Source organism: Mycobacterium sp. THU-M104 (genome assembly GCF_049197365.1).
GTDB lineage: Bacteria > Actinomycetota > Actinomycetes > Mycobacteriales > Mycobacteriaceae > Mycobacterium.
In genome coordinates, this window is the sequence record NZ_JBMIOP010000120.1 from 1 (window position 1) to 25,959 (window position 25,959).

Genomic DNA, 25,959 nt, shown 5'->3' on the forward strand with positions numbered 1-25,959 from the left:
CTTGCCCTCCATATCGGGCAAGCCTTCCGCGCTACGCGCTCAAAATAGCTGAGGCACCACCACCGGCCACGCGCTCAAAGTAGGTGAGGCACGCCGAAACCTAGACAGCCGGGCCGGCCATCTGGTTTGCTCGCCCTGGTAGCGGTCTGCGCCGGGCAGAACTTCGCCCACCGCCCGGCGGGAAGGATGCCATGGACATCGCTTCGGTCGACAAAGTGCTGACCACCACGCGCGCGGTGCGCAAACGCCTCGACCTCAGTCGGCCCGTCGCTCGGGACGTGATCCTCGAATGCGTGCGCCTGGCGATGCAGACGCCCACGGCAAGCAACGCGCAGGACTGGCATTGGCTGGCGATCACCGATGCCGACAAGCGCGCCGCGATCGCCGAGACATACCGCGGCATCAGCTCCGAGTACCTCGCGCAGGCCGTCGCGACCGCGCCCGACCCGCAGACGCGGCGGGCCTACCGCAGTGCGCTGGGCCTGACCGAGATTCTGGCGCAGGTTCCCGTGCACGTCATCCCGTGCCTGCAGCGGCGCTTCGACGGCAGCGACCTGCTGACGGCCGCCTCGGCGTGGGCGTCGATCATGCCGGCCGGCTGGAGCTTCCTGCTCGCGCTACGGTCATGCGGACTGGGATCTGTGTGGACGACGATGCATCTGGCGCAGGAACGACGAATCGCCGAACTGCTGGGCATCCCGGCCGCGGTCACGCAGGCTGCGCTGTTCCCCGTGGCCTACACGGTCGGCACCGAATTCCGCTCTGCAACAAGGACTTCTGCGAAGAGCTTCACCTTCTGGGACAACTGGGGAGAAAGTTGACGCTACGCGCCGCGAATCGGACCGACCTCAAGTCTTGACCGATTCCGGCAAGCGAGAGCATTCTGTCTGCGTGTCGTCGACGTCGGACCGCACGCATCGCTTGCGTCTGGCCGACCTGCGGGCGACCCGATCGCGGGTCGCGGTTCTGGCGGCGGTGAATGCGAACCTGCACGCCGGCACCGCCACGCTCTACGCAGCGGTGCGCACCGAGGAAGGGCCGACGTGTCCGAAAGCGAAAACCCAGCCATTCCCTCCCCGACTCTGCATACACGTCGACCGCAGCGGAACCAGGACTGGTGGCCGAACCAGCCGGATCTGGGTGTCTTGCGCCGGAATTCGCCGCAGTCCAACCCCATGGGCAAGGACTTCGACTACGCCGAGGCATTCAGGACGCTCGACGTCGAGGCCCTCAAGAAAGACCTCATCGCCGTCATGACAGACTCTCAGGACTGGTGGCCGGCCGACTACGGCCACTACGGGCCGCTCTTCATCAGGATGAGCTGGCATGCCGCGGGCACGTATCGCATCGCCGATGGGCGCGGCGGCGGCGGCAAGGGCGCCCAGCGCTACGCCCCGCTGAACAGCTGGCCCGACAACGTGCTTCTCGACCGGGCGCGCCGGTTGCTGTGGCCGGTCAAGCAGAAGTACGGACGCAAAATCTCCTGGGCCGACCTGATCGTCTTCGCCGGTAACTGCGCCTATGAGGCCGTGGGATTCACAACGTTCGGCTTCGGGTTCGGGCGCGAGGACATCTGGGAGCCCGACGAGGTCTACTGGGGATCGGAGGAGACCTGGCTCGGAGACGAGCGGTACAGCGGCGACCGCGAACTGGCCAACCCGTTCGGCGCCACCCAGATGGGCCTCATCTACGTGAACCCGGAGGGCCCCAACGGACAACCGGATCCGCTGGCGGCGGCCAAGGACATCCGTGAGACGTTCGCGCGCATGGCGATGAACGACGTGGAGACCGCGGCATTGATCGTCGGTGGTCACACCGTCGGCAAGTGTCACGGGGCCGGGCGCTCCGACCTGGTCGGACCGGAACCCGAGGGGTGTCCGATCGAGCAGCAGGGGATCGGGTGGAAGAGTTCGTTCGGCTCGGGCATGGGCCGCGACACGATGGGCAGCGGCCTGGAAGTCGTGTGGACGCCCACCCCGACCAAGTGGGACAACACCTTCGTGGAACTCCTGTACGGCTACGAATGGGAGCTGACCAAGAGCCCGGCGGACTGCTGGCAATGGACGCCCAAGGAAGGTGCCGGCGCGGGCACCATCCCCGATCCCGAAGACCCGTCATTGAAACGCAACCCGACGATGCTCACCACGGATCTGTCGATGCGGGTGGACCCTGTCTACGAGAAGATCACCCGGCGCTGGCTGGACCATCCCGAAGAGCTGGAAGAGGAATTCGGCAAGGCGTGGTACAAGCTGCTGCACCGCGACATGGGACCGGTCTCGCGCTACCTGGGGCCGTACATCCCCGAGCCGCAGCTGTGGCAGGACCCGGTCCCCGACGTCGACCACCCGCTGATCGACACCGACGACATCGCCGCGCTCAAGGCCAAGGTCCTCGATTCGGGGCCTTCGATCCGGGAGCTGGTTTTCACCGCGTGGTCCTCGGCGGCCAGCTTCCGCGGCACGGACAAACGCGGTGGCGCCAACGGGGCACGTATCCGCCTTGCGCCGCAAAAGGATTGGGAGGTCAACGAGCCGGCCCAGCTGGCCGGGGTGCTGCAGGCGCTCGAGCGCGTCCAGCAGGATTTCAACACGTCTCAGTCGAGCGGGAAGAAGGTTTCGCTGGCCGACCTGATCGTTCTGGGCGGATGCGCGGCGGTCGAGCAGGCGGCCAAGAACGCCGGCCACGACGTCACGGTGCCGTTTGCGCCGGGCCGCACCGACGCCTCCGCGGAGCAGACCGACGCCGAGTCGTTCTCGGTGCTCGAGCCGCGGGCCGACGGGTTCCGTAACTACCACCGGGCCGGCGAGAAACTCCCGGCGGAAAACCTGTTGGTGGACCGGGCCTTCATGTTGACGCTGACGCCGCCGGAGATGACGGTGCTCGTCGGGGGCATGCGATCCCTGGGCGCCAACGTCGGAGGGTCCAAGCATGGCGTGTTCACCGACCGGCCGGGGACGCTGACCAGCGGCTTTTTCGTCAATCTGCTCGACATGAAGTACGAGTGGAAGGTTTCGGAGTCGGCCGAGAACGTCTACGAGGGATGCGACCGCGCGAGCGGTGAGCTCACGTGGACGGCGACCGCGGCAGATCTGGTCTTCGGCTCCAACTCTGAGCTGCGCGCCCTGGCCGAGGTCTATGGCGCGGCCGACGGGCAGCACAAGTTCGTGCGGGACTTCATCACCGCGTGGGACAAGGTGATGAATTTGGACCGCTTCGACCTGCGCTAGACCCACTCCGCCGGTGCTGGGCGTGCGGGCGTCCTGCAACTGAGCCGAGGGACGCCACCCGGTCGCTCGCGCAGGTAAGCTGCACTGCTATGGGGTCGAAGTCGAACGCACGGGTCGCGGCACTGTTCGGCGCTTCGGGGCTGCTGCTTGCGGGCTGGGTCGCCAGTGCCGGCGCTGCGGGCGCCGACCCGGAGCCGACGCCCCCGCCCGCACCAAAGACGACCATCGACAAGGACGGCACCTACGCGGTGGGCTCCGACATCGTGCCGGGCATCTACAGCTCCGGCGGGCCGGCCGGGGACGGGACGTGCTACTGGAAGCGGACGGGCAACCCCGACGGCAACCTCCTCGACAATGCCCTGACGAAAAAGCCGCAGGTGGTCCGTATCGACGCGACGGACAAGTCGTTCAAGACCAGCGGCTGCCAGCCCTGGCAACTGACCCCGGACGCCAGCCCGCCCGCGGAGGTGCCGCCCCAGATCGCGGGAGCCCAGTTGGGCATCCTCAACGGGCTGCTCGGCGGCAACGCTCCCCACTAGTCAGGCACCGTTGACGTGACCAGTGCCCCACAGGTCGTCGTGGTCGGAGCCGGCGTCAGCGGGCTGACGTCTGCCGTCTGTCTGGCCGAAGCCGGCTGGCCGGTGCGGGTGTGGTCGGCCGCGATGCCGCAGCAGACGACGTCGGCGGTGGCGGGCGCGGTGTGGGCTCCCCCGCGGCGGGCCCAACGTGCCACCAAGACGTTGGAGTGGTGCGAACACTCGCTGCGGGTGTTTCGCGAACTGGCCGGGGAGCCCGGCACCGGGGTGCAAATGGCGCCGGCGTTGGCCGCCGGCGACGTGCGCGACGCGATGTCGTCGGCGGCCGGATTGATCCCCGATTTGCGCGCGGCCGAGCCCGCCGAGATTCCCGACGGATTCGACACCGCGTTCCGCGCGACCGTGCCGATGATCGACATGCCGCACTACCTCGACTATCTGTTCCGGCGATTGGCTGCGGCGGGCTGCGAGATCGAGGCCCGCTCGGTCTGCTCGCTGGCTGAGGTCGCCGACATCGCACCGATCGTGGTCAACTGCGCGGGCCTGGGCGCCGGGGCACTGGCGGGCGACGACACGGTGCGGCCGCTGTTCGGCCAGCACGTCATCCTCAGCAATCCCGGCCTTCGGCAACTGTTCCTGGAGATCGACCGCGGGCCGGAATGGACCTGCTTTTTTCCCCACCCGCAGCGCGTGGTCTGCGGTGGCATCAGCATCCCCGATCGCTGGGACACCACCGCAGACCCCGCAGTGAGCGAGCGAATCCTGCGGCGGTGCCGCCACGTCGAGCCGCGACTGCGCGACACCGACGTGATCGAGACGATCACCGGGCTACGTCCGGACCGTCCGTCGGTGCGAGTGGAGGCCGAGCCGCTGGGGACCGCGCGGTGCATCCACAACTACGGGCACAGTAGCAACGGCGTGACCCTGTCCTGGGGTTGTGCGCGCGACGTGGTGGCCCTTGTCGGCGCTGCTTGAGCTCAGGCGCGGGTGCGTCGGCTGACGTCGCGAACTGCCAGCGAGAGCGCCCAACCCACGAGCGACAGCACGATCGCCGCCCAGATCGCGGTCCACCAGAAGTGGTCGATCTGCAGCCCCCAGTGCGTGGTGTGCCTGGTGATCCATGCGGTGATCCACAGCATCAGCGCGTTGACGACCACATGGAAAAGCCCGAGGGTCACGATGTACAGCGGGATCGACAAGATCTGGACGACGGGTTTGACGAAAGCGTTGACCAGACCGAAGACCACAGCGACGACGAAGACGATGCCCACCCGCTCCAGCCAGGTGTCACCGCCGATGAAGCTCATTCCGTGTACGAACAGGGTGACCACCCACAGCGCGAATCCGGTCAGGGCGGCGCGCAGCAAAAAAGGACCCATGCCGCAAGATCTTGCCACCGAGGGCAGCGGTGTGAGCGCGTTCAGGTCAGATTCCAGAAGCGCTGCGCGCCGCGCCCGGAGCTGCGGCCCGCGACGTCAAACCGCCCCTGTCGGCGCTGGATTTGACGCACTGCGGCAACATACTCTCGCCCCGCCGCGCCGGGTACTGCACGATGCTCACGTGACAACACAACGGATCACCCGCGATCAGCGGAACTCTTTCATCGCGGCGTTGCTGGGATGGACCATGGACGCCTTTGACTATTTCATCGTCGTGTTCGTCTACGCCGACATCGCGACAACGTTCCACCGCAGCAAAGCCGAGGTCGCGCTGGTCACGACGGCCACCCTGGTCATGCGTCCGGTGGGCGCACTGCTCTTCGGGCTCTGGGCCGACCGCGTAGGACGCCGACTGCCGCTGATGGTGGACGTGGTGTTCTACTCGGTGGCCGGGTTCCTGTGCGCGTTCGCGCCCAACTTCACCGTCCTGGTGATCCTGCGGCTGCTCTATGGCATCGGGATGGGCGGCGAATGGGGCCTGGGCGCTGCACTTGCCATGGAGAAGGTGCCCACCGAACGGCGGGGCTTCTTCTCCGGGCTGCTGCAGGAGGGCTACGCATTCGGTTACCTACTGGCCGGCCTGGCCTCGCTAGTGGTGATGAACCTGCTGGGTCTGTCGTGGCGCTGGATGTTCGCCCTGAGCATCGTCCCCGCACTGGTCAGCCTGATCGTGCGCTACCGGGTGGAGGAATCCGAGGTCTGGGAAGCCGCCCAGGACCAGTTGCGGCTCACCAGCACCAAGATCCGCGACGTGCTGCGCGAGAAGGCGGTCATCCGCCGCTTCCTTTATCTGGTGTTGCTGATGACCGCCTTCAACTACATGAGTCACGGCACCCAGGACGTCTACCCCACCTTCCTCGGTGCGACTGCCAACCACGGCGCCGGGCTGTCCAGTGTCACCGTCAAGTGGATCGTGGTGATCTACAACGTCGGCGCCATCATCGGGGGGCTGGTCTTCGGCACGCTCTCGCAGCGGTTCGGCCGCCGCTACACCGTGGTGTTCTGCGCGCTGCTCGGCCTGCCGATCGTGCCGCTGTTCGCCTACTCGCATACAGCGGCCATGCTGTGCCTCGGCGCGTTCCTGATGCAGGTCTGCGTCCAGGGCGCCTGGGGGGTGATACCGGCGCACCTGACCGAGCTGTCGCCGGATGCCATCCGCGGCCTCTACCCCGGCGTGACGTATCAACTGGGTAACCTGCTGGCGGCGTTCAACTTGCCCATCCAGGAACGCCTGGCCGAGTCGCGCGGCTATCCTTTCGCGTTGGCGGCGACAATCCTGCCGGTGTTCATCGCGGTCATGGTGCTGACGCTGATCGGTAAGGACGCCACCGGAATCCGGTTCGGGACCGGCGAAAGCGCCTTCAGCCCGGCGGAAGCGTGACCAGCCGAGCTGCGCAGTCACCCAGCATGCGCCGCAGCAGGTGCATGGCCACCGTCGTCGCGCGGTCGCGGATGTCGGATCGGTTTCCGGGCAGCCGCAGCGTCCGGGTGTCTGTCCGGCCGTCGGAGAGCATCACGGTGAAGCACACCGTCCCGACCGGCTTTTGCCCCGTGCCCCCGCCCGGGCCGGCGATCCCGGTGATCGCGACGGCGGTGTCGGCGCCGAAGCGTCCCAGCGCCCCGTGCGCCATCGCCTCGGAGACCGGTTCGGACACCGCCCCGTGTTCTTCGATCAGCGCTGGATCGACGCCCAACAGGCTCTCTTTCGCCTCGTTGGAGTAGCTCACCACGCCGCCCATCACGTAGTCGGACGAGCCCGGCCGGTCGGTCAGCCGTGCCGCGAGCAGCCCTGCAGTACAGGATTCTGCCGTCGCGATCCGGTGACCGGCGAGCAGCCGGGCTACCTGGTCGTCCACGGTGGAGCCGTCCTCGGAATAGATCTGGTCGCCGTGCTTGTCGCGGAGCAGCCGGGTCAGCGTCGCGTAGTCGTCTTCGGCGTCCGGCTCGTAGCGGGTCACCATCTCGATCTCCCCCCGGCGCAGGCAGGTGGTGATCTCCAGCCGGTCGAAACCGGGGACGGTGTCTGCGGCGCCACGCAAAGTCTCGGCCAGACCCGATTCGGGCAGCCCGAACATGCGGATGGTCTCCTGACGGTATCTGGTGCGACCAACGATCGCCCCCTGTGCCGCAGCGGTCTGGATAGCCCTACGCCACATCGGCTGAAGCTCGCGCGGCGGACCCGGAAGCACGACGACCGTGGGCTTGCCCGGGACAACCACACCCGGCGCCGTGCCCACCGGGTCGAGCACTTCGGCCCCTTCCGGAACCATGGCCTGCTTGCGGTTCGCGGCGCGCACCGCGTCGAAGCTTTCCGAATCGAAGTGCGCCATCAGCTTTTTGAGGATTCCGGCGATCTTGATCTCGACCTCGGCGTCGAGTACCAATTCGCGTCCACAGAACCGCGCCACCACCTCGACGGTCATGTCGTCGGCGGTGGGCCCCAGCCCGCCGCTGGTGACGATCAGGTCCACACCCTCGTCCGCCAGGAAACGCAGCTGTGCCTCGATATCAGTGGGACGGTCGCCACAGATCGTAATGTGCGCCAGCTCGACGCCGAGTTCGAGCAGCCGGTCGGCGATCCAGGGGCCGTTCGCATCCTGGACTCGGCCGGTGAGGACTTCCGTTCCGGTGACAACGATGCCTGCGCGTGCGCTCACCGGCACGAGCCTAGTGCCGCAGTCTTTCGGACCCTCCGGCCCGGCGGGACAGGGGTTCGGCTAACGCCGGTCTCAGCCCGGATTTCCGGGCTGACCCGGCTGTCCGGGCTGACCCGGCTGTCCGGGCTGACCCGGGTTTCCGCCGGCACCGCCTGCACCGGGCAATCCTCCGTCGCCGCCTCGGCCACCGTCGCCGCCTCGGCCACCGTCGCCGCCTCGGCCACCGTCGCCGCCGCGGCCACCGTCGCCGCCGCGGCCACCGGCGCCACCAGCACCCCCTTGGCCCCCTGCTCCCCCGGCCCCCGCACGTCCACCGGACTCACCGATCCCGCCGCTGCTGGGTGTTTCGCTGGTCATGTCGGACGCACCTGCCTTCCTGCAGAGCCGGTCTGTCTCGGCAATGCGCCCAGCCAGCGTAAGCGGCGGGAGGGGCCGACCACCATCCCCATGGTCGGCGCCGCGCAGGGATCTGGTCGGCGGCATGATGCCGTCGCGTCTGCAGGTGTGATGTAGAGAGGTGGGCCAACCCTCGGCAAGAGGTTCCATTATCCCGGTCCTCAGCGTCGGTTTCGGCACCATCAGCCCGGCTATGTGATCACCGCCGTGGTCACCGCAGATTGCCTGCGCGAGGATCAGTACCGCTCCCGTGGCCCCGATCGCCGTTCGCCGAAGCGTCTTCGCCCGAGTGGAATTCATGGGGAAAGTGTCGCTGACCGCGGTCGGAGAACAAAGCCGCGTCACGGACGGGGTTCAACGCCTCTCCGCCCGCGCGGAATTCCACGCCATGCCCCTGGTCGGCGGCCCTTCGAACTCGCCAACCGATGATCGAGTGAGAAGTGCTGCGGGCTCACGTGGCCGAACTCGAACTCTCCGCCATCGCCACTGCGGCCAACACGGACCTGCGTCACGTCGGCGGCGGCGTCAGCGTCTTTCCGGTGGAAGATCCAGCACAGGTGAGCGGGGACGGCGTGCGCCACCAACGCGCCCGCTCAATGGAGCTCAATGGAGAAAGAAATGTCCGCCGTTCACCGTGAGGTGGCCGAGCGGGCGATGAACACCGCCGTGCGGGGCTAATGGTCGGCCAGATGTCGCTCGATCGAGGCGACTTTTCTCGCCATCGCGTCGCCGGCCCCAGCGCGCCAGTCCACCTTGATCACCGTGCTGACCCGCGAGGCGCGGGCAGCAACGGCCTCCACCGCGCGCTGCACGACGCCCATCACCTCTTCCCAGGTGTCGCCTTCGATCACGGTGAACATCGAATCGGTCTTGTTCGGCAGCCCGGAATCCCGAACCACTTGAACCGCGTGGGCGACGATTTCACCGACACTCTCGCCCACACCCAGCGGGGTGACAGAAAAAGCCACGAGCACAGACACCTGACGAGCCTACCCAGCCGGCCTGGCAGCATCGAGGATCGTGCGGATTCTGGTGCAGCGGGTCTCATCGGCGTCGGTGGCTGTCGACGGGCGGCTGGTGGCTTCCATCTCCCCGGAGGGTCAGGGACTGCTCGCATTCGTCGGCGTCACGCACGGCGACGACGCGCACAAAGCGGGGCGTCTGGCCGAAAAGCTCTGGACACTGCGGATTCTGGCTGGCGAGCGGTCCGCTGCTGACGTCGGCGCGCCGATCCTGGTGGTCAGTCAATTCACCCTGTATGCCGACACCGGGAAGGGGCGGCGCCCGTCGTGGAATGCCGCCGCGCCCGGGTCGGTCGCTGAACCCCTGGTCGCGGCGTTCGCGGAGGCGTTGACGCAGTTGGGCGCCCACGTGCAAGCCGGGATCTTCGGCGCGGACATGCGGGTCCGTTTGGTCAACGACGGCCCCGTCACGGTGCTTCTCGAGTTTTGACCGTGCAGCGGCGGGTACCTTGGTGATGTCGGGGACTGCGATGGGGAGGATCGAATTGGGCACGACACCTGAGTTCGGGTCGTTGCGCTCCGACGACGACCACTGGGACATCGCCAGCGGCGTGGGCTACACCGCGTTGCTGGTCGCCGGTTGGCGCGCGGTGCACGCCACGAGCCCTCAACCACTGGTCCGCGATGAGTATGCGCAGGCCTTCATCGCCGCGGCACAAGACCCCTACCTGGCCGAGGTGCTCGCCAAACCGGGGACCACCGAGGACCAGACGGCCTTTCCACGCCTCTACGGCGTCCAGACCCGGTTCTTCGACGACTTCTTCCTCTCCGCTGGACAAGCGAGCGTGCGCCAGGCTGTGATCATCGCAGCCGGCCTGGATTCGCGAGCATATCGGCTCGATTGGCCATTGGGCACAACCGTTTTCGAAATCGACATGCCGAGGGTACTGGAGTTCAAGTCCCGAGTGCTGGCTGAGCGGGGCGCCGCACCCAAGGCGCGCAGGATCGAGATCGCGGCAGATCTGCGCAGCGAATGGTCCAAGCCGTTGGAGGCGGCCGGCTTCGACGTGGAACAGCCCAGCGCCTGGTCAGTGGAGGGTATTCTGCCCTACCTGTCCGACGATGCCCAGAACACGCTGTTCACCCTGATCAGTGGGCTCAGCGCGCCGGGCAGCCGGGTGGCCGTGGGCGCATTGGGCACGCGGCTGGACCACGACCAGCTGGAAGGTTTGGAAGCGGCGCACCCCGGAGTCAACATGTCAGGCAGCGTGGACTTCTCGGCGCTGACTTATGAACCCAAGAGCGATCCGGCCGACTGGCTGGCCGCGCACGGCTGGAATGTCGAGCCGATCCGCAATACTCTCCAACTCGAGGCGCTCTACGGGATGATCCCGCCCGAGGTGGATGTCAAGATCGACAGCTTCATGCGGTCGCAGTACATCGCGGCGACACGATAGGCGCCGGACCGGGATCGTGACGGTGGCCAGACGCTGCCCCGTGAGCTCAGGGCGATACCGACCTGCCTGTCGTCGCCCCTAGGGTGTCAGCAGGATCTTGACGTCGTCGCCGTTTCGTGCGGCCGCGGTCGCATAACCCCGGGCTGCCTCGTCCAGTGGCAGCGTCGTCGTGAAGATACCGTTCACGTCCAGGCGACCGGCGACCAGCAATGGGAGCAATTCCGGCCAGGTCCGCTGCACCGGCGCCGTCGTCATGCGCAACGTGATGCTGCGGACCAGGCAGCCCAGCGCGTTCAACGGGAACGGCTGCAGGTTGTGCACGCCGACGACCGAGACGGTACCGCCGGGCCGGACCGCGTTGAGCGCGTCGGTCATCGAGGCGTCGGTGGCGACGGCGTCGATCACCGCGTCGGCCCCGCGCCCACCTGTGGCGGCGAGGATCGCCTCGACCGCCGGTGCCTTAACCGGCGTCGCTCCCCACCCGGCAGCACGGGCCAGGCGGCCGTCGACCCGATCGACAGCGAAAACCTCTGCAGCTCCTTGGAATAGCGCGCTGCGCAGCGCGCACAGCCCGACGGCGCCCAGGCCCATGACCACCACGCTGCCGCCGAGCGGAATGTCGGCCCGCTGGGCAGCGGCCCAGCCGGTCGCGAGGTTGTCGGTGAGCAGCAACGCCTGCTCGGTGTTGATGCCGTCGGGTATCTTGAGCAGCTGGAAATCGGCGGCCGGCACGGGGAGAAAATCGGCTTGCGCCCCGGCGAGGACACCACCGCCGAAGATCTGAAACCCCGAGTGGCACATCACCGGATCGCGGGTGGCGCAGCCGGGACAGTTGCCGCATCCGGCCACCGACGACACCATCACCTGATCGCCGACCTTGACCGTGCGCACCAGCGGCCCGATCTCGGCGACGGTGCCCACCGCTTCATGGCCGAGCGGGATCGGTTCGGCCAGTGGAAAATCAGCCTCATAGAAGTGCAGATCGGAACCGCAGATGCCGGCTGCCGCGACTTCGACGATCGCACCGTCGGGGCCGGGAAGTGCCGGGTCGGGGCGGGTATCGACTCGAATGCTGGTCGGCCCGTCGATCACTACGGTTCGCATGCTGGAGTGCTCGCTTCCTTTGCCCGCTCGATGAATTGGGACCAGTCGGGCTCGCGGATCGCCGCCCAGTACTCGGGCAGGCGCCATGGGCTGACGGTGTGGATCTCGCCGTCAGGGTTTTTGAAGTAGGTGTGTTTGACCGCGGGGTGCGACCACACCATCTTCTGGATCTCGGCTTGGGTCCGCTGATGCCACGCGGTGGCCGCCTCGGCAATCGGCTCCAGGGAATGCAAGTCCGCCTCCGCCAGATGCTCCAGACACCGGTTGACGTAGCGCATCTGAAGCTCGGACTGGAAGATCAGGCTGCCGCCGTGGACCAGATGCGTCCCAGGCCCGTAGATGATGAACAGGTTGGGGAAGTTCGGGACGGTGATGCCGAGGTGGGCATACGGGCGGGTGCCCCACATCTGGTGCAGGTCGATTCCGTTACGGCCGGTGATCTTCAGCGGCCACAGCACGTCGGTGTGCCGGAACCCCGTGGCGTAGACGATGACGTCGACGTCGTGGGTCACGCCGTCGGCGGTGACGACGCCGCGCGGGGTGATCCGCTGGATCGGTGTGCGCACCAATCCGACGTTGTCGCGTCGCAGGGTTTGCAGCCAGCTGCCGTTGTCCTGCAGCGTCCGCTTGCCGCACGCGGGATAGTCGGGCAGCACCTTGGCCAGCAGCTCATCGTCGTCGCCCACCTGGCCGGTGATCCACTGGGTGAACATCATCCGGACCGCAGCGTTGATGTCGCTGACCGCCTCGCCCCGGCCGGGGTAGTCGGCGTCGCAGCTCGCCGCGTCGAGACCCTTGTCGGCACCGGGCCACAGCACCAGGAACCGGTACCACCGTCCGTAGTGCGGCAGGTGGCGCATCGCCCAGCACATCCCGTCGCCGACTTCGTCGTGATACATCGGGTTGGGAAACATCCACTGGGCGGTCCGCTGGAACACCGTCAGGTGCCCGACATTGCCGGCGATCGCGGGCGCGATCTGGAATCCGCTGGCGCCGGCCCCGATCAGCGCGACCCGCTTACCGCTCACGTCGACGGAATGATCCCAGGCCGAGGAGTGGAACGCCGGGCCCGCAAAGGTTTCGGCGCCGGCGAAATCCGGGATGCAGGGCCGGTTCAGCTGGCCGACCGCGGTGATGAGCGCCCGTGCGCGCGTCGTCTCGGTCCGGCCGTCCGCAGAGCGCAGCGTCACGCACCACGCGCCGCGGGCTCCGGGATAACTGTTTTCCCACCATGTTCCGCCGGGGCCGGCATTCTTCTCCACGATGGCGAAAGGGATGCCGGCCTGCTTGAGGCGGATCCCGGCTAATATGCCGGATTCCCCGCAGTCGACGACGAGGACGGGAAGCTCCGCCGCGCGTTCACTCGGCAGCGCCGTCGGGCGGCGGGGATCGACCCCGTCGAGGTCCATCTCCTCGGAGATCAGGGGCAGGTATTCGTCGGTGACGTGCTCACAGGCGGCCCAGTCCATCATCTCCCGGATCAGCTCGGGGCTCAGCGGCTTCGGCTCGGGACAGCCGGCATCCCGATACGCGGCCAGCACCGGTAGCGCCACCGTGCGGGCGCGGGCCTTGTCCTCCTCCGACATGAAGCCCTGGATCTCGTTGAGGAAGAGTCCCGTCGGCGCGAAGTCGCGAACGAACCGGGGATCGCCCGTGATGTGGACGAGGGAAAGCAGCAGCGTCGGGATGCTGACATCCTCGAGCGCGGCCGCGATTTCCGGGGTCGGGGTGGCGAAGGGCCGGCCGGCATAGAGGCTGCGCATCGAGCCGAGTCCTTTCGTGGTCGCGGCGAACAGATTACGCTACCAGTGGTTTCGTAATTGGCAGGGTCACGCCACCCGCGGGCGCGCTGGCGGATCAAGATCGGAGCTCTCCACTCACCGGCGGTGCTACGGCGATCCGGGACCGAATGCCAATGATTCGCGGCCGATGACCCGGCCCGGTGGAATGCAGGTCGGTCAAGCGGGAAGCTGGCGATGATCGGTCGTAGTTGCGAGGCGCCCCAGCTGTCTGGCCGCCTCGCGGGCGTCCGTACTAAAGTAGAACACGTTCCAATTCTGCCCGGCGCCCAAGGAGTAGGTATGCACACCTCCATCTGCGACGAACTCGGTATCGAATTTCCGATCTTCGCTTTTACCCACTGCCGCGATGTCGTGGTCGCGGTCAGCAAGGCCGGCGGTTTCGGCGTTCTGGGTGCTGTCGGCTTCACGCCCGAGCAGCTGGAGATCGAGCTCAACTGGATCGACGAGAACATCGGCGAGCGCCCCTATGGCGTCGACATCGTGATCCCGAACAAGTACGAGGGCATGGATTCACACCTGTCGGCCGAGGAATTGGCCGACACACTGCGCACGATGGTGCCCCAAGAACACCTGGATTTCGGCAAGAAGATCCTTGCCGACCACGGCGTGCCGATCGAAGACAGCGACGGCGACAGCCTGCAATTGCTCGGTTGGACCGAGGCAACCGCCACACCCCAGGTCGAGGTGGCGCTCAAGCACCCGAAGGTGAAGATGATCGCCAACGCGCTCGGCACTCCCCCGGCCGACATGATCAAGCACATTCATGATGCCGGTTTGAAGGTGGCGGCGCTGTGCGGTTCGCCCTCCCAGGCCCGCAAACACGCCGATGCGGGCGTCGACATCATCATCGCCCAGGGCGGCGAGGCCGGCGGGCACTGCGGTGAGGTGGGTTCGATCGTGTTGTGGCCGCAGGTGGTCAAGGAGGTCGCCCCATTGCCGGTGCTGGCGGCCGGCGGTATCGGCAGCGGCCAGCAGATCGCGGCGGCGCTGGCGCTGGGCTGTCAGGGTGCATGGACGGGCTCGCAGTGGTTGATGGTCGAGGAATCCTCCAACACCCCGGTGCAGCAGGCCGCCTACGTCAAGGCCGGTAGCCGTGACACCGTCCGCAGCCGTTCGTTCACCGGCAAGCCGGCCCGAATGCTGCGCAACGACTGGACGGAGGCATGGGAGGCGCCGGACAACCCGAAGCCCCTCGGCATGCCGCTGCAGTACATGGTTTCGGGCATGGCGGTGCGTGCGACCAACAGGTACCCGAACGAGAGCGTGGACGTCGCGTTCAACCCGGTCGGTCAGGTCGTCGGTCAGTTCACCAAAGTGGAGAAAACCGCGACCGTCATCGAGCGGTGGGTGCAGGAGTACCTGGAAGCAACCAACCGCCTCGACGAACTCAACGAGGCGGCGACCCTCTGAGCCGTCCGGCTGACGTGCGCCGAACATGTTCGTTGCGAATGAATTTCGCGGAATTCCTATTCCCATCAGCCATGATCGGCGGAGGCATTCACGTCGAGCGAATCAATGGCATGCGTCTAATCAGCCTCGTCGTCGTTGCTGCCGGTGAACATTTCCTTGGTCCTGTCGACCGCGTATGTGCCGATGTCGATCGAGTTCTGGACGATGCCGCTGGTGCCCCCGGAGATGTCGCCGCGGATGATGTCGCTGGCGTTTTCGACGATGTCGGACGCCTTCTCGACCGCGTTGGTCGCGATGTCCCTGGCCGCGCCTAAGGCCTCTCTGGGATTGAAGGCCATCGGAGTCTCCTCATGGTTGCCGGACTTTGTTAGGACTTTAGACGCAGCGGCCAGCTGCCAGTATTCGACGCCGGACCAGCCGCGGTCCACGGGTCAGCCGGTCACGGTTCGGGCGGGAAGAATCCCGCCCCGGTGAACCATCCCTCTTGCCACCCCTGGGCTCCCAGACACAACATGGGAAGCCCCGCCGCCGACTGTGCGGCCGCCTGCGAGCCCGGGCACTTGGCCCCGGCCTGCTGTACCCCGTACAGCGGGTAGGACGTCACCCAATAGCCGGTGGTTGCGGCCGGGAACTGGTTGGGCGGGGGGAAATGGCACGCCTCGGCCTGCCCGCTGGGCCCGCGCCCGAAGATGAAGCGCTCGTAGTTGTCGCAGGGCGCGCCGAGCGAAGCGTCGTAGTTCATGCCCGGCACGTCGCCGTCGTAATGCTGATCGGCGGCCGCGCACGGCGCCAGACCGACCGCGCCGCCACTGATCGCAACGACGGTGAGTAGTTCGCGAATCATGCTCCACCTCAGCTTGCGTGTCACCCGCTCCCGGCGATCCGCCGATGAACTGGACAAAGCATATCGACCGCGTCGCGCTTCTCAAGGTGTTTCGGGTTCGGCGCCTCGCTAGGACAACGCGACGGGTGTGAACGGCAACGCGGTTCGCGCACACTTTCGCAGTCGCTGAACACGTTGCAGTTCTTCGCGTCGATATCACGATGATGCTTCACAACAGGCCGTGGCAATGGTTTATTTGCACACAAGGACGACTAGACGACTTAGTTTCGAGGAGTGGGCCCCATGCCAACCGCCGAGCCAACTGCCACCCCGGTCCCTGACCTGCCTCCCGGCTTCGACTTCACCGATCCCGACGTTCACGCCGAACGGCTGCCGGTGGTAGAACTGGCCGAGCTGCGGCGGACCGCGCCGATCTGGTGGAACGAGCAGCCCATCGGTACGGGCGGTTTCGACGACGGCGGCTTCTGGGTGGTCTCCAAACACAAGGACGTCAAAGAGATCTCGCTGCGCAGCGACGTCTTTTCCAGCCTGCAGAAGACCGCACTGCCACGCTACAAGGACGGCACGGTGGAAGAGCAGGTTGAGCGTGGCAAGTTTGTCCTGCTCAACATGGATGCGCCGCAGCACACGCGGCTGCGCAAGATCATCTCTCGTGCCTTCACTCCCCGGGCCATCGAGCGCCTCCGCGAGGAACTCCGCGAGCGCGCCCAGCGCATCGTCGAGATCGCTGCGGCCGAGGGTTCCGGCGACTTCGTCGAACAGGTGTCGTGCGAGCTGCCGCTGCAGGCCATCGCCGGGCTCATGGGCGTGCCGCAGGAGGACCGCAAGAAGCTCTTCCACTGGTCCAATGAGATGGTCGGCGATCAGGATCCGGAGTTCGCCAGCAACGACGCGATCACTGCATCCGTCGAACTGATCATGTACGGCATGCAGATGGCCGCCGACCGGACGAAGAATCCGGGTGAAGACCTCGTCACCAAGCTGGTTCAGGCCGACGTCGACGGTCACAAGCTCTCCGACGACGAGTTCGGCTTCTTCGTCATCCTGCTCGCTGTCGCCGGCAACGAAACCACCCGTAACTCCATCACCCAGGGCATGATGGCGTTCACCGACTTTCCCGACCAGTGGGAGTTGTACAAGCGGGAGCGGCCCGCGACCACCGCCGACGAGATCGTCCGGTGGGCCACGCCGGTCACGTCGTTCCAGCGGACCGCCCTGCAGGACTACGAGCTGTCGGGCGTGCGGATCGCAAAGGGTCAGCGGGTGGTGATGGTCTACCGGTCGGCCAATTTCGACGAGGACGTGTTCGACGACCCCTTCACGTTCAACATTCTGCGCGATCCCAATCCACACGTCGGTTTCGGTGGCACCGGCGCGCACTACTGCATCGGCGCCAACCTGGCGCGGATGACGATCGACCTGATGTTCAACGCGATCGCCGATGTCATGCCGAATCTGGAATCGGTCGGCACACCCGAACGCCTGCGGTCGGGCTGGCTCAACGGGATCAAGCACTGGCAGGTCGACTACCACGCTGACGGGGCGTCGAAATGCCCTGTCCCGCATTAAGGTGAGCCAGTGCCTACTCATCGAGCCGTCCGGATACAGTCCGCTGGCGCAGCGTTGGAACTCGCCGACGTCGAGACGTCGCCCCCGGCCCACGACGAGGTACGTCTGGCGGTCAGCGCGTGTGGCATCTGCGGCACCGACCGCGCGTTCGTCCAGGGCGGCTTCCCGAACATGTCGTGGCCCCTCACACCGGGACATGAGATCGCCGGCACTATCGCCGAACTTGGTTCCGGCGTCAAGGATTTCGAGGTGGGAGACCGTGTCGCGGTCGGGTGGTTCGGCGGGTGCTGCTACCACTGCGACCCATGCCGCAAGGGCATTTTCATCCACTGCGACAACGGCAAGGTCCCGAGCTGGCACTTCCCCGGTGGCTATGCGGAATCGGTGACGGTGCCTGCAAGTGCGCTGGCCCGTATCCCGTCGGAGCTCTCTGCGGTGGAGGCCGCCCCGATGGGGTGTGCCGGTGTCACCACCTACCATGCGTTGCGCAGCACCCGGGCCGTGCCCGGTGACCGGGTGGCGATTCTCGGTGTCGGCGGTCTCGGGCACCTGGGGATCCAGTTCGCCCGGGCGATGGGTTTCGAGACCATCGCGATCAACCGCGGCACCGCCAAAGCCGAGGATGCCCGGAAGTTGGGGGCCCATCACTACATCGACGCGACAGGCGGGGACGTGGCCGCGGCGATGCGGGCTCTGGGCGGGGCTTCGGTCGTCCTGGCCACCGCCGGAAACTCGCAGGCCATGGCCGACACCGTGGGCGGTTTGTCGCCCCGGGGCGAACTGGTCGCGGTGGGCGTGACTCCTGAGCCCCTGCCCATCAGTCCCGTCCAGCTGATCACCCCTGGCCTCAGCATCGTCGGGCACCCCTCGGGCACCGCCAAAGATGTCGAGGAGACCATGAATTTCGCCGTATTGTCCGGCGTCCGCGCGTGGGTCGAGGAACTGCCGCTGGCGCAAGCCGCGGAAGGCTACGCGGCGTTGGAGGAGGGACGCGCGCACTACCGCACCGTGCTCACCATGTGAGTAGGGTCGGTCTGTGACAGGCACCTGGGCTTTGGACGCGTCCGACGGTGAGCTGCTCGTTCACACCGAAGTCACCGGCCGGGCTGCACGAATGGGCCACCGTCTCACGATCGTCATGACCCGTTGGCGCGCCTTGGTGACCTGGGCCGGCGCCGAGCCGGCGGGCGTGGAGCTGGTGGTCGAGACGAATTCGCTCGAGGTGCTACGCGGCGAGGGCGGTGTCAAGGGGTTGTCCGGCCCGGAGAAAGCCTTGGCGCGCTCGAACGCGTTGAAGTCGCTGGACGCCGGCCGCTTCCCCGACATCCGCTTCGTCTCCGACAGGATCAGCGCAACCGAACACGGGTATCGACTCAGCGGGAAACTGCACATTCGGGGGAAATCGCGGGAGCACGCGGCCGACTTGCGGACAGAGGATCTCGGTGACACGTGGCAGATGTCGGCGCACACCGTCGTACGACAATCCGACCATGGTGTCAGGCCCTATTCCCTGCTCATGGGGTCGATGCAGGTTGCCGACGACGTGACGTTGTCGTTCACCGCAGTTCACGCCAAGGAGCGTTGAGTCACCAGGTCACGGCTGTTCAGCGGCGCCCGGCGCAGAGCCGCCGGCGTCGCCCGGGATGTGCTCGAGCACCCTGGCCAGGTAGGGCTGGCGGGCATCGGGGGGCGGTGGCCGGTCCTCGGGCGCACGGGGCCGTGTCGGCTCCGCGACGACGGGTGCTGCGGGTTCGGGGGCGGACGGCGCGACCTCTCGGGGCGGTGCCACCGCCGGTGCGACGGCCCGGGCCACCTGGGGCGCCGGGGCGTGTGCCGCGTGCTTTGCCGGGGTGGCGTCGCCCTTCGGGGCGATTTCGATGCCCACGGCCAGCGACAGCGACGCGACGAACGTGACCGCGCCGGCGGCCAGTGCGGCCACTGCGCCGGCATACGACAACTGCCGGGGGCGCGGGGGCACTGGTGCCGGCTCGGGCGCGCCCACCACCAATTGCTCGTCGGTGAAATCGGTGGTTTGCGCGGCGGTCAGCGCCGCGCCCCGGGCGACGGTCACCTGAACCATGTTCTGCGCGAAAACCGGCACCGGTAGGGCCTGGTCCAGCTCCCAAGAGAAATCGTTGATGTCGCTGTCCGCGCCGGCGACGACCACTCCTCCGGGACGCCAACCATTGCGTTCGAACATCCCGGTCAGCCATGACGTCAGCCCCTCGAAGCCGCCGCTGACGTGCTTGACGGCAGTCTGTGTCGCGCCGTTGTGCATGTGAACCATGACGACGGTGGCGAATGTGTGTTCGACGATGCAGACCGCCGTCTGCTCGAACCCGATCACCAGTGCGATGGCTCGAGCCAGCGTCTCGACGGCATCCAGCAACCGAATCGGCACGATGTTGTCGAAACCCGCGTCGGTCAACGCCTCCATCAGCAGCGCGGCCTGCGCGGTGGCATCGTCGGTCCACGTCACACCGATGATCCGCACTCGCTGGTCGTTTTCGGCCGCCATGGCCTCGACCCGCATGACTTCCTCGGTCACCTGCTGGGCGGTGCTCACAGCGCGAACCCCGCCGCCGGGTTCCAGCGGCATCTCACGGTGGTCCACGATGGTGCCGTCGGCGTCGTGCCCTTCCGCGAGTACCCACCCGACGGAGGTCGACGTCACCGATAACCCCAGTACCGTATCCAAATTTGCACCTCAATCATGTGACCGCCGATGCCCTCAGCCGCACCGTCGCGCACCATGCAACCGTCGGTGCGGTGGCCCGTGAGGGCCGGAACGGGCCGGGAAAGCGTGACCTCTATCGGCGTGTTCGGTGAGAGCCTACGCGTTCGATGCAGCTTTACGTGCTGCGGTCCGCAATCCCGCGCCCAACTCACAGACGACGGCCAGCGGACCGGCGAGGGGTGCCCTGTCCCCAGCGGGTGGTCGCTTCCCCGGCGTTTTCGCACCGCGAACCCGGACACGAATGGCCCGGACGCGAAAATGGATGTCGGCGCCGCGTCGGGACCCGGCCGGCCGAATACTGCACGCGCCGAAGATCGCCTACCTGCATTTTTGCCGTACCGGAGCCGGGCGCCGCCTGCGCGAAGTCCTCCCAGGGCAGCCACGATGCGGTGCGGACGGCGAAACACAATTGAGACGAGTTCGCGTCCTGATCGACATTCGGCCTCTAACCACGGTAAATTCCAGCGAAGACACGCGACGACATACGACTAAGGGGCAGGTATGACAGAGGTGAGCGACAAGATCCGCACTTGGGGGCGCCGGCTGGTCGTCGGTGCGGCGGCGGCGAGCGTGCTGCCCGGCCTCATCTGTCTTGCCGGGGGCTCGGCGACTGCGGGGGCGTTCTCGCGTCCGGGTCTGCCCGTCGAGTATCTCGAGGTGCCGTCGCCATCGATGGGCCGCGACATCAAGGTCCAGTTCCAGAGCGGTGGAAACGGTTCCCCGGCTGTGTACCTGCTCGACGGGCTGCGGGCTCAGGACGACTACAACGGCTGGGACATCAACACCCCCGCGTTCGAGTGGTACTACAAGTCGGGGCTGTCGGTGATCATGCCCGTCGGAGGGCAGTCCAGCTTCTACACCAACTGGTACCAGCCCGCCTGCGGTCACGACGGCTGCAAGACCTACAAATGGGAGACCTTCCTGACCAGCGAACTGCCGCAGTGGCTGGCGTCCAACCGGAGCGTCAAGTCCACCGGCAGCGCTGCGGTCGGCATCTCGATGTCGGGCTCCTCGGCGATGATCTTGGCTGTCTACCACCCCAAGCAGTTCATCTACGCCGGATCGCTCTCGGCGCTGCTGGATCCCTCCAGCGGGATGGGCCCGAGTCTGATCGGCTTGGCCATGGGTGACGCCGGCGGTTACAAGGCCGACGACATGTGGGGACCCTCAAGCGACCCGGCCTGGCAGCGCAATGACCCCACCGTCCAGATTCCGCAGCTGGTGGCCAACAACACCCGGTTGTGGGTCTACTGCGGTAACGGCACGCCGTCCGAGCTGGGTGGCGCCAACATGCCCGCCGAGTTCCTGGAGAACTTCGTGCGGAGCAGCAACCTGAAGTTCCAGGATGCCTACAACGCGGCCGGCGGCCACAACGCCGTGTTCAATTTCGACCAGAACGGTACGCACAGCTGGGAGTACTGGGGCGCCCAGCTCAACGCGATGAAGCCAGATCTGCAGAGCACCCTGGGAGCCACCCCCGGCGGCGGCGAATAACTTCTGCTCTGCTGACGTTCCGCGATTGCGCCCGGCGATTCCGTCGGGCGCAATCGCGTTGTGAGGCTCCCGTCGCCGGAGCGTCACATCAACGCGTCTTCGCGAACTCGTCGGTGACGTCCGTCCACGCGCTCGCGTCGCCGGTGTGATCGTTGATGTTCCGGCATGGACCGTAGACCCTGACGATGCCCAGACTCGGGTCCTCGTTCTGGCGATAGATGACCGCCGTGGCGCCGTCCGTGGACAGCCTCGTGGCGAGGGCGTGATCGTTGGCCGAGAGATTCTCGGGCCGACGAGGTGTTCAGCTGTGCGACGGTGACGATCTGTCGGGCGGCATCGATCACCTATGCCCGGGTCTTCTCATCGCCGATCGGATCGCCAGGATGGGCGAGAATATCGGCGGGCGTGGTGTGCAGCCGATCGACCGCCAGGAAGACGCCGCCCGGCAGCAGCGAAGCTGCGAGCGTGGCAACGGTCAACGCGCGAGCCTGCGCTGGGCGCAGCCATCGCGCTGGTCTCCCCTGACCCGTGGGGTTTCGGTCGCGGGCAATCTGGCGCATGGGACTTGGGTGAGTTCGTCTGGGGACAGGCCAATCAACGTGGGCCGATCCGGTACGTCGAGCGGCCCGCCGTTGGCTGCCCAGTACTGTCGCCAGCGATAATTTAATTTTTCCTCACCGAATTCTAAAATTCAGATTTGGCCTGTTGGTAGGGGCATTTCCGCTGATAGAAGGCATATCTCGCGCCATTTTCGAATGGGTAACGCTTTGGACACGCCCGCCGAAATTTCGGATATGAGGAAACCCTGCCAACCCCTCATCAAGACCATGGCGGTCGGTGGGTTAGTCGCTGCCGCGCTGACTTCTCCCCCCGGTGTGGCCGACGCCGCACCCCCAGCGCCCAACTGGGACGCGATCGCGCAGTGCGAGTCCGGCGGCAACTGGCACATCGACACCGGAAACGGTGAATTCGGCGGACTGCAGTTCAAGCCGGGCACCTGGGCCCGTTACGGCGGTGTGGGCAACCCGGCGGCCGCGTCCCGGGAGGAGCAGATCGCGGTGGCCAACCGGGTGTTCTCCGAGGAAGGCTTGGATCCCTGGCCGAAGTGCGGCGCCGAATCGGGCCTGCCGATCGGGTGGTATTCGCACCCTGCACAGGGAATCAAGCAGATCATCAACGGGCTGATCCAACTCGCCGCGCCGCACTAGCATCCCGGCGCTGGGTCACCGAGGCCTATGAGCAAGCGCGAAGCTGTGTTTGGATCGGGCCATGGAAGGTTCTGCGACGGTTCACATGAGTGCGCCCGCGAGCAAGATCTGGGACGTGATCGCGGACGTGCGCAACGTCGGGAAGTTCTCCCCGGAGGTCTTCGAGGCCCAATGGCTGGGCGGTGCCACCGGCCCGGCACTGGGTGCCACATTCCGTGGCCACGTCCGGCGAAACGAGATCGGTCCGGTGTATTGGACGACGTGCAAGGTCACCGCCTGCGAACCCGGCCGCGAATTCGGATTTGCGGTGCTCGTCGGCAACAGGGCGGTCAACAACTGGCACTACCGGCTGGCGCCCAGCGCCGGTGGCACCGATGTCACCGAGTCTTTTCGGCTGAATTCCTCGCCGCTGCTTGCCGTCTATTGGCTCTTCGGCGGCTTCCTACGCAAGCGGCGCAACATCCGTGATATGACCAAGACGCTGAACCGCATGAAAGACGTGGTCGAGGCAGGCTGACCAAGACCCGGCACCGGAAGGCTCGCATGCCCGCCACCATGAGGTCGGTGTTCATCACCGGAGCGGGCAGCGGCGTGGGCCGCGAGGGGGCCAGCCTGTTTTGCACCACAGGCTGGCGCGTCGGCGCCGTGGACCGCAACGGCGACGGCCTGGCGACACCGGAGCGCGAACGAGGTCTGGACATGATGTGGAACAACGCCGGCGTCGGCGAGACCGGCTGGTTCGAGGACTTACGGATACGACGCCGGGGCGCATCGCCGCGTCGTATCCGTAAGTCCCTGCCTGCGCTGATGCCCGAGCGGCAGTAATGGAGGTGAAATCGTGCGTAACCCGTTGATCGCGGTCGCCGGTGTCGTGGTGGCGGCCAGTGTCGCGGGGTGCACCCAGCCCCAGAGCATGCCGCGCAAGGCCGCCCATCTGACCATCGACGGCTCCGCCCATGAGACGCGTCCCCCGACCTGCAGCCAGGAGCAGGCATACCGGGCCATCGACATCAGCGACCGGGGCGGCCATGTCGAGGCCGTCGTGCTGCTCAGCGGGTACCGGGCCGTCCCCCAGTGGGTGAAGATCCGCGACATCGACGGTTTCACCGGCAGCTACTGGAAAGGTGGCGTAGGAGAGGCGCACGCCGAGGTCACCAACGACGCGTACACCATCAGCGGCAACGCCTACGGCATGAACAGCAGCAACCCCAACAAGGTGGTGACGACGGGCTTCACGATCACCGCCAAGTGCTGAGGCCTTCAACAGATACGGCCTAGGCTGGTCAGATGAAGGAAAGACTGCACTGGCTCGCGATGCACGGATTCGTCCGGGGCGCCGCGGCGATCGCAGCTCGGCGCGGCGACTTGCCGGCGAGGCTGATCGCCGACCCGTCGGTGACCGCGAATCCTGTTCCGTTCTATGACGAGCTGCGTGCGGTGGGGCCCCTGGTGAAAGGGCGCGTCAACTATCTGACCACCGACCACTCGCTGGCGCACGAGCTGCTACGGTCCGACGACTTCCGAGTGGTCACCATGGGGTCGAATCTGCCGGGACCACTGCGGTGGCTGGAGCGTCGCACCCGCGACGACCTACTGCACCCGCTGCGCGCACCGTCGTTGCTGGCCGTCGAGCCGCCGGACCACACCCGTTACCGCAAGAGTGTGTCGGCGGTGTTCACGTCCAGGGCAGTCGCGGCCCTGCGTGACCGCGTCGAACAGACGGCCGCCGGTCTGCTGGACCAGTTGGCCCGCGAACCCGGGACGTCCGGGGTGGTCGACGTCGTCGGACGGTATTGTTCGCAACTCCCGGTCGCCATCATCAGCGACGTCCTGGGCGTGCCAGAGCAGGAACGGCGCCGCGTCTTGGCGTTCGGTGAACTCGCGGCGCCGAGCCTGGACATCGGATTGCCCTGGCGGCGGTACCGAAGCGTGCAGGAAGGCATTGCGGGATTCCACTGCTGGCTCACCGGACACCTGCGGGAGCTGCGGCGCACGCCGAGCGACAACTTGATGAGCCAGCTGATCCAGATGGCCGAACGTGGTTCTGCTGAAATGTATTTGAGCGAAAAAGAACTTCAGGCGATCGCCGGACTGGTGCTGGCGGCCGGGTTCGAGACGACGGTCAACCTGCTGGGCAACGGCATTCGGATGCTGCTGGACGCGCCGCGGCAGCTCGACACGTTGCGGCGGCAACCGGATCTGTGGCCCAACGCCGTCGAAGAGATTCTGCGTCTGGACTCCCCGGTGCAACTCACCGCGCGGGTGGCGCTCGACGACGTCACAGTGGCGGGAACGCCGATCACCCGCGGCGATCTGGTCGTCATCTACCTGGCCGCGGCCAACCGCGATCCCGCGGTCTTCACCGACCCGCACCGCTTCGACGTTCAGCGACCCAATGCGGGAAAGCATCTCGCATTCTCCGGCGGCCGGCACTTCTGCCTTGGCGCCGCCCTGGCGCGCGCCGAGGGCGAGGTCGGGTTGCGGACGTTCTTCGAGCGCTTCCCCGACGCGCGGGCCGCGGGCATCGGCAGCAGGCGCGACACGCGGGTGCTTCGGGGTTGGTCGACGCTGCCGGTGTCCCTGGGCCCGGCACGCTCGATGGCCGGGGCCGGCAACTAGTCGTTGACACCCCTCCCGCGAGCGGGTGTGATGAGCCCTGTGACAATCAACGCTACGAGCGCCGTGCGGGATACCGTCCTCGCTCTATGGCAAGCACTTTCGCGGCGGGACTGGGACGCGGTCAAGATTTTTTTATCCGACGACTGCCTTTATGTTGACATGCCGGTCCCCGCGCTGGCTGCCCGCGGCCCCGACGACATCGTGAAGCGGCTGAAGATGGGGCTCGAGCCGCTGGCCGGCTACGAGAACCACGACGGCGTGCTGGTGTTCGACGGTTCTGATGTCCTCTACGAGCATTCGGAGACGTGGACTTTCGCGACGGGAGAGCAGGGAGTACTGCGGTTCGTCACGGTGCACAAGGTGGTGGACGGCAAAATCACGGTCTGGAAAGACTATTGGGACATGAACTCCCTGGTGGCTTTCGCTCCCCCGAACCACTTCGAGAACCTGGCGAACGCGGATGTGAGCTGGGTTTTCGATGCGAGCGCGTTGGTCTGA

General features: G+C 66.7%; 28 protein-coding genes and 1 pseudogene. 19 read left to right on the forward strand and 10 right to left on the reverse strand.

The features are described from left to right. Window positions 1–191 precede the first annotated feature (191 nt). From ACOJVU_RS10500 to ACOJVU_RS10515, 4 genes are all read left to right on the forward strand, one after another. Window positions 192–821 (forward strand): nitroreductase family protein, encoded by a 630-nt coding sequence (locus tag ACOJVU_RS10500; protein ID WP_421529722.1) that lies wholly within the window; start codon window positions 192–194, stop codon window positions 819–821. 222 nt (window positions 822–1,043) lie between these two features. Beyond that, entirely contained in the window at window positions 1,044–3,227 is a 2,184-nt protein-coding gene (gene katG, locus ACOJVU_RS10505; protein ID WP_421529723.1) for a catalase/peroxidase HPI, read from the forward strand. Between the two features lie 89 nt (window positions 3,228–3,316). After that, window positions 3,317–3,766: a hypothetical protein gene (locus ACOJVU_RS10510; RefSeq protein WP_421529724.1), complete on the forward strand. Its 450-nt coding sequence runs from the start codon at window positions 3,317–3,319 to the stop codon at window positions 3,764–3,766. Between the two features lie 15 nt (window positions 3,767–3,781). Beyond that, window positions 3,782–4,738 carry an FAD-dependent oxidoreductase gene (locus ACOJVU_RS10515; RefSeq protein WP_421529725.1) on the forward strand — a complete coding sequence of 319 codons (957 nt, stop codon included), beginning with the start codon at window positions 3,782–3,784 and terminating at the stop codon, window positions 4,736–4,738. A gap of 2 nt (window positions 4,739–4,740) precedes the next feature. Here the strand turns inward: ACOJVU_RS10515 and ACOJVU_RS10520 are convergent, their stop codons facing one another. Continuing rightward, window positions 4,741–5,142, reverse strand: coding sequence for a phage holin family protein (locus ACOJVU_RS10520; RefSeq protein ID WP_421529726.1), 402 nt, complete (start codon window positions 5,140–5,142; stop codon window positions 4,741–4,743). Between the two features lie 181 nt (window positions 5,143–5,323). Here ACOJVU_RS10520 and ACOJVU_RS10525 point away from each other — a divergent pair, with 181 nt between their 5' ends. Continuing rightward, on the forward strand, window positions 5,324–6,583 hold the full coding sequence (locus ACOJVU_RS10525; RefSeq protein WP_421529727.1) for an MFS transporter: 1,260 nt from the start codon (window positions 5,324–5,326) through the stop codon (window positions 6,581–6,583). On the opposite strand, the gene ACOJVU_RS10530 is transcribed toward ACOJVU_RS10525, so the two are convergent. Next, complete coding sequence (locus ACOJVU_RS10530) at window positions 6,564–7,865, reverse strand: competence/damage-inducible protein A (RefSeq protein ID WP_421529728.1); 1,302 nt, start codon at window positions 7,863–7,865, stop codon at window positions 6,564–6,566. The two genes, ACOJVU_RS10525 and ACOJVU_RS10530, sit on opposite strands and share 20 nt — an antisense overlap. Then, window positions 7,856–8,182, reverse strand: a complete 327-nt coding sequence (locus ACOJVU_RS10535; RefSeq protein ID WP_421529729.1) for a hypothetical protein — start codon at window positions 8,180–8,182, stop codon at window positions 7,856–7,858. The genes ACOJVU_RS10530 and ACOJVU_RS10535 overlap by 10 nt, the downstream gene beginning before the upstream one ends. A 528-nt stretch (window positions 8,183–8,710) precedes the next feature. On the opposite strand from ACOJVU_RS10535, the gene ACOJVU_RS10540 reads away from it, so the two are divergent. Continuing rightward, window positions 8,711–8,893, forward strand: coding sequence for a hypothetical protein (locus tag ACOJVU_RS10540; protein WP_421529730.1), 183 nt, complete (start codon window positions 8,711–8,713; stop codon window positions 8,891–8,893). Between the two features lie 36 nt (window positions 8,894–8,929). On the opposite strand, the gene ACOJVU_RS10545 is transcribed toward ACOJVU_RS10540, so the two are convergent. Continuing rightward, window positions 8,930–9,235 carry an MTH1187 family thiamine-binding protein gene (locus ACOJVU_RS10545; protein WP_421529731.1) on the reverse strand — a complete coding sequence of 102 codons (306 nt, stop codon included), beginning with the start codon at window positions 9,233–9,235 and terminating at the stop codon, window positions 8,930–8,932. Between the two features lie 40 nt (window positions 9,236–9,275). Between ACOJVU_RS10545 and dtd the strand changes: the two genes are divergently transcribed. Both dtd and ACOJVU_RS10555 read left to right on the forward strand, forming a co-directional pair. Continuing rightward, a complete protein-coding gene (gene dtd / locus ACOJVU_RS10550; RefSeq protein WP_421529732.1) occupies window positions 9,276–9,707 on the forward strand; it encodes a D-aminoacyl-tRNA deacylase in 432 nt (143 codons plus the stop codon). Window positions 9,708–9,747: 40 nt separating this feature from the next. Next, window positions 9,748–10,674, forward strand: coding sequence for a class I SAM-dependent methyltransferase (locus ACOJVU_RS10555; protein WP_421529748.1), 927 nt, complete (start codon window positions 9,748–9,750; stop codon window positions 10,672–10,674). Window positions 10,675–10,752: 78 nt separating this feature from the next. On the opposite strand, the gene ACOJVU_RS10560 is transcribed toward ACOJVU_RS10555, so the two are convergent. After that, window positions 10,753–11,778 carry a zinc-binding dehydrogenase gene (locus ACOJVU_RS10560; RefSeq protein WP_421529733.1) on the reverse strand — a complete coding sequence of 342 codons (1,026 nt, stop codon included), beginning with the start codon at window positions 11,776–11,778 and terminating at the stop codon, window positions 10,753–10,755. Further along, window positions 11,766–13,541 carry a flavin-containing monooxygenase gene (locus tag ACOJVU_RS10565; protein WP_421529734.1) on the reverse strand — a complete coding sequence of 592 codons (1,776 nt, stop codon included), beginning with the start codon at window positions 13,539–13,541 and terminating at the stop codon, window positions 11,766–11,768. Before ACOJVU_RS10565 ends, ACOJVU_RS10560 begins: the two co-directional genes overlap by 13 nt. Before the next feature lie 318 nt (window positions 13,542–13,859). Here ACOJVU_RS10565 and ACOJVU_RS10570 point away from each other — a divergent pair, with 318 nt between their 5' ends. After that, a complete protein-coding gene (locus ACOJVU_RS10570; RefSeq protein WP_421529735.1) occupies window positions 13,860–14,990 on the forward strand; it encodes a nitronate monooxygenase in 1,131 nt (376 codons plus the stop codon). Window positions 14,991–15,106: 116 nt separating this feature from the next. On the opposite strand, the gene ACOJVU_RS10575 is transcribed toward ACOJVU_RS10570, so the two are convergent. Both ACOJVU_RS10575 and ACOJVU_RS10580 read right to left on the reverse strand, forming a co-directional pair. Next, a complete protein-coding gene (locus tag ACOJVU_RS10575) occupies window positions 15,107–15,328 on the reverse strand; it encodes a hypothetical protein (RefSeq protein ID WP_421529736.1) in 222 nt (73 codons plus the stop codon). A gap of 101 nt (window positions 15,329–15,429) precedes the next feature. Then, window positions 15,430–15,834: a hypothetical protein gene (locus ACOJVU_RS10580; RefSeq protein WP_421529737.1), complete on the reverse strand. Its 405-nt coding sequence runs from the start codon at window positions 15,832–15,834 to the stop codon at window positions 15,430–15,432. 282 nt (window positions 15,835–16,116) lie between these two features. Here ACOJVU_RS10580 and ACOJVU_RS10585 point away from each other — a divergent pair, with 282 nt between their 5' ends. From ACOJVU_RS10585 to ACOJVU_RS10595, 3 genes are read left to right on the forward strand one after another with little or no spacing between them, the layout of a single operon-like run. Further along, complete coding sequence (locus ACOJVU_RS10585; protein ID WP_421529738.1) at window positions 16,117–17,403, forward strand: cytochrome P450; 1,287 nt, start codon at window positions 16,117–16,119, stop codon at window positions 17,401–17,403. A 9-nt stretch (window positions 17,404–17,412) separates the two neighbouring features. Further along, entirely contained in the window at window positions 17,413–18,426 is a 1,014-nt protein-coding gene (locus ACOJVU_RS10590) for an alcohol dehydrogenase catalytic domain-containing protein (protein ID WP_421529739.1), read from the forward strand. A 13-nt stretch (window positions 18,427–18,439) separates the two neighbouring features. Then, window positions 18,440–18,988 (forward strand): YceI family protein, encoded by a 549-nt coding sequence (locus ACOJVU_RS10595; protein WP_421529740.1) that lies wholly within the window; start codon window positions 18,440–18,442, stop codon window positions 18,986–18,988. 9 nt (window positions 18,989–18,997) lie between these two features. Here the strand turns inward: ACOJVU_RS10595 and ACOJVU_RS10600 are convergent, their stop codons facing one another. Next, entirely contained in the window at window positions 18,998–20,101 is a 1,104-nt protein-coding gene (locus ACOJVU_RS10600; RefSeq protein ID WP_421529741.1) for a DUF7159 family protein, read from the reverse strand. Window positions 20,102–20,641: 540 nt separating this feature from the next. Here ACOJVU_RS10600 and ag85B point away from each other — a divergent pair. Beyond that, on the forward strand, window positions 20,642–21,634 hold the full coding sequence (gene ag85B / locus ACOJVU_RS10605; RefSeq protein ID WP_421529742.1) for a diacylglycerol acyltransferase/mycolyltransferase Ag85B: 993 nt from the start codon (window positions 20,642–20,644) through the stop codon (window positions 21,632–21,634). A gap of 344 nt (window positions 21,635–21,978) precedes the next feature. Here ag85B and ACOJVU_RS10610 read toward each other — a convergent pair whose 3' ends face one another. Continuing rightward, window positions 21,979–22,113 carry a hypothetical protein gene (locus ACOJVU_RS10610; RefSeq protein WP_421529743.1) on the reverse strand — a complete coding sequence of 45 codons (135 nt, stop codon included), beginning with the start codon at window positions 22,111–22,113 and terminating at the stop codon, window positions 21,979–21,981. 276 nt (window positions 22,114–22,389) lie between these two features. Here ACOJVU_RS10610 and rpfC point away from each other — a divergent pair, with 276 nt between their 5' ends. The 6 genes and pseudogenes from rpfC to ACOJVU_RS10640 all read left to right on the forward strand — a co-directional run bounded on the left by rpfC (window position 22,390) and on the right by ACOJVU_RS10640 (window position 25,959). Then, window positions 22,390–22,842, forward strand: a complete 453-nt coding sequence (gene rpfC, locus ACOJVU_RS10615) for a resuscitation-promoting factor RpfC (protein ID WP_421529744.1) — start codon at window positions 22,390–22,392, stop codon at window positions 22,840–22,842. Between the two features lie 43 nt (window positions 22,843–22,885). Next, entirely contained in the window at window positions 22,886–23,359 is a 474-nt protein-coding gene (locus ACOJVU_RS10620) for an SRPBCC family protein (RefSeq protein ID WP_421529749.1), read from the forward strand. Between the two features lie 38 nt (window positions 23,360–23,397). Continuing rightward, a pseudogene (locus ACOJVU_RS10625) lies at window positions 23,398–23,592 on the forward strand (short-chain dehydrogenase); the annotation flags it as partial. 88 nt (window positions 23,593–23,680) lie between these two features. Beyond that, the gene (locus ACOJVU_RS10630) at window positions 23,681–24,097 is read left to right on the forward strand and encodes a lipoprotein LpqH (RefSeq protein ID WP_421529745.1); all 417 of its coding nucleotides are present in this window, start codon (window positions 23,681–23,683) and stop codon (window positions 24,095–24,097) included. Between the two features lie 32 nt (window positions 24,098–24,129). After that, on the forward strand, window positions 24,130–25,461 hold the full coding sequence (locus ACOJVU_RS10635; protein WP_421529746.1) for a cytochrome P450: 1,332 nt from the start codon (window positions 24,130–24,132) through the stop codon (window positions 25,459–25,461). 30 nt (window positions 25,462–25,491) lie between these two features. Then, window positions 25,492–25,959 (forward strand): nuclear transport factor 2 family protein, encoded by a 468-nt coding sequence (locus tag ACOJVU_RS10640; RefSeq protein ID WP_421529747.1) that lies wholly within the window; start codon window positions 25,492–25,494, stop codon window positions 25,957–25,959.

What these genes read in the sequence shown, in the direction of transcription:
- ACOJVU_RS10565 (WP_421529734.1), bottom strand. Translation starts at nt 13,541, where the DNA reads ATGCGCAGCCTCTATGCCGGCCGGCCCTTCGCCACCCCGACCCCGGAA.
- ACOJVU_RS10570 (WP_421529735.1), top strand. Translation starts at nt 13,860, where the DNA reads ATGCACACCTCCATCTGCGACGAACTCGGTATCGAATTTCCGATCTTC.
- rpfC (WP_421529744.1), top strand. Translation starts at nt 22,390, where the DNA reads ATGGGTAACGCTTTGGACACGCCCGCCGAAATTTCGGATATGAGGAAA.
- ACOJVU_RS10580 (WP_421529737.1), bottom strand. Translation starts at nt 15,834, where the DNA reads ATGATTCGCGAACTACTCACCGTCGTTGCGATCAGTGGCGGCGCGGTC.
- ACOJVU_RS10500 (WP_421529722.1), top strand. Translation starts at nt 192, where the DNA reads ATGGACATCGCTTCGGTCGACAAAGTGCTGACCACCACGCGCGCGGTG.
- ACOJVU_RS10555 (WP_421529748.1), top strand. Translation starts at nt 9,748, where the DNA reads ATGGGGAGGATCGAATTGGGCACGACACCTGAGTTCGGGTCGTTGCGC.
- ACOJVU_RS10520 (WP_421529726.1), bottom strand. Translation starts at nt 5,142, where the DNA reads ATGGGTCCTTTTTTGCTGCGCGCCGCCCTGACCGGATTCGCGCTGTGG.
- ACOJVU_RS10510 (WP_421529724.1), top strand. Translation starts at nt 3,317, where the DNA reads ATGGGGTCGAAGTCGAACGCACGGGTCGCGGCACTGTTCGGCGCTTCG.
- ag85B (WP_421529742.1), top strand. Translation starts at nt 20,642, where the DNA reads ATGACAGAGGTGAGCGACAAGATCCGCACTTGGGGGCGCCGGCTGGTC.
- ACOJVU_RS10585 (WP_421529738.1), top strand. Translation starts at nt 16,117, where the DNA reads ATGCCAACCGCCGAGCCAACTGCCACCCCGGTCCCTGACCTGCCTCCC.
- ACOJVU_RS10575 (WP_421529736.1), bottom strand. Translation starts at nt 15,328, where the DNA reads ATGGCCTTCAATCCCAGAGAGGCCTTAGGCGCGGCCAGGGACATCGCG.
- ACOJVU_RS10560 (WP_421529733.1), bottom strand. Translation starts at nt 11,778, where the DNA reads ATGCGAACCGTAGTGATCGACGGGCCGACCAGCATTCGAGTCGATACC.
- ACOJVU_RS10635 (WP_421529746.1), top strand. Translation starts at nt 24,130, where the DNA reads ATGAAGGAAAGACTGCACTGGCTCGCGATGCACGGATTCGTCCGGGGC.
- ACOJVU_RS10640 (WP_421529747.1), top strand. Translation starts at nt 25,492, where the DNA reads ATGAGCCCTGTGACAATCAACGCTACGAGCGCCGTGCGGGATACCGTC.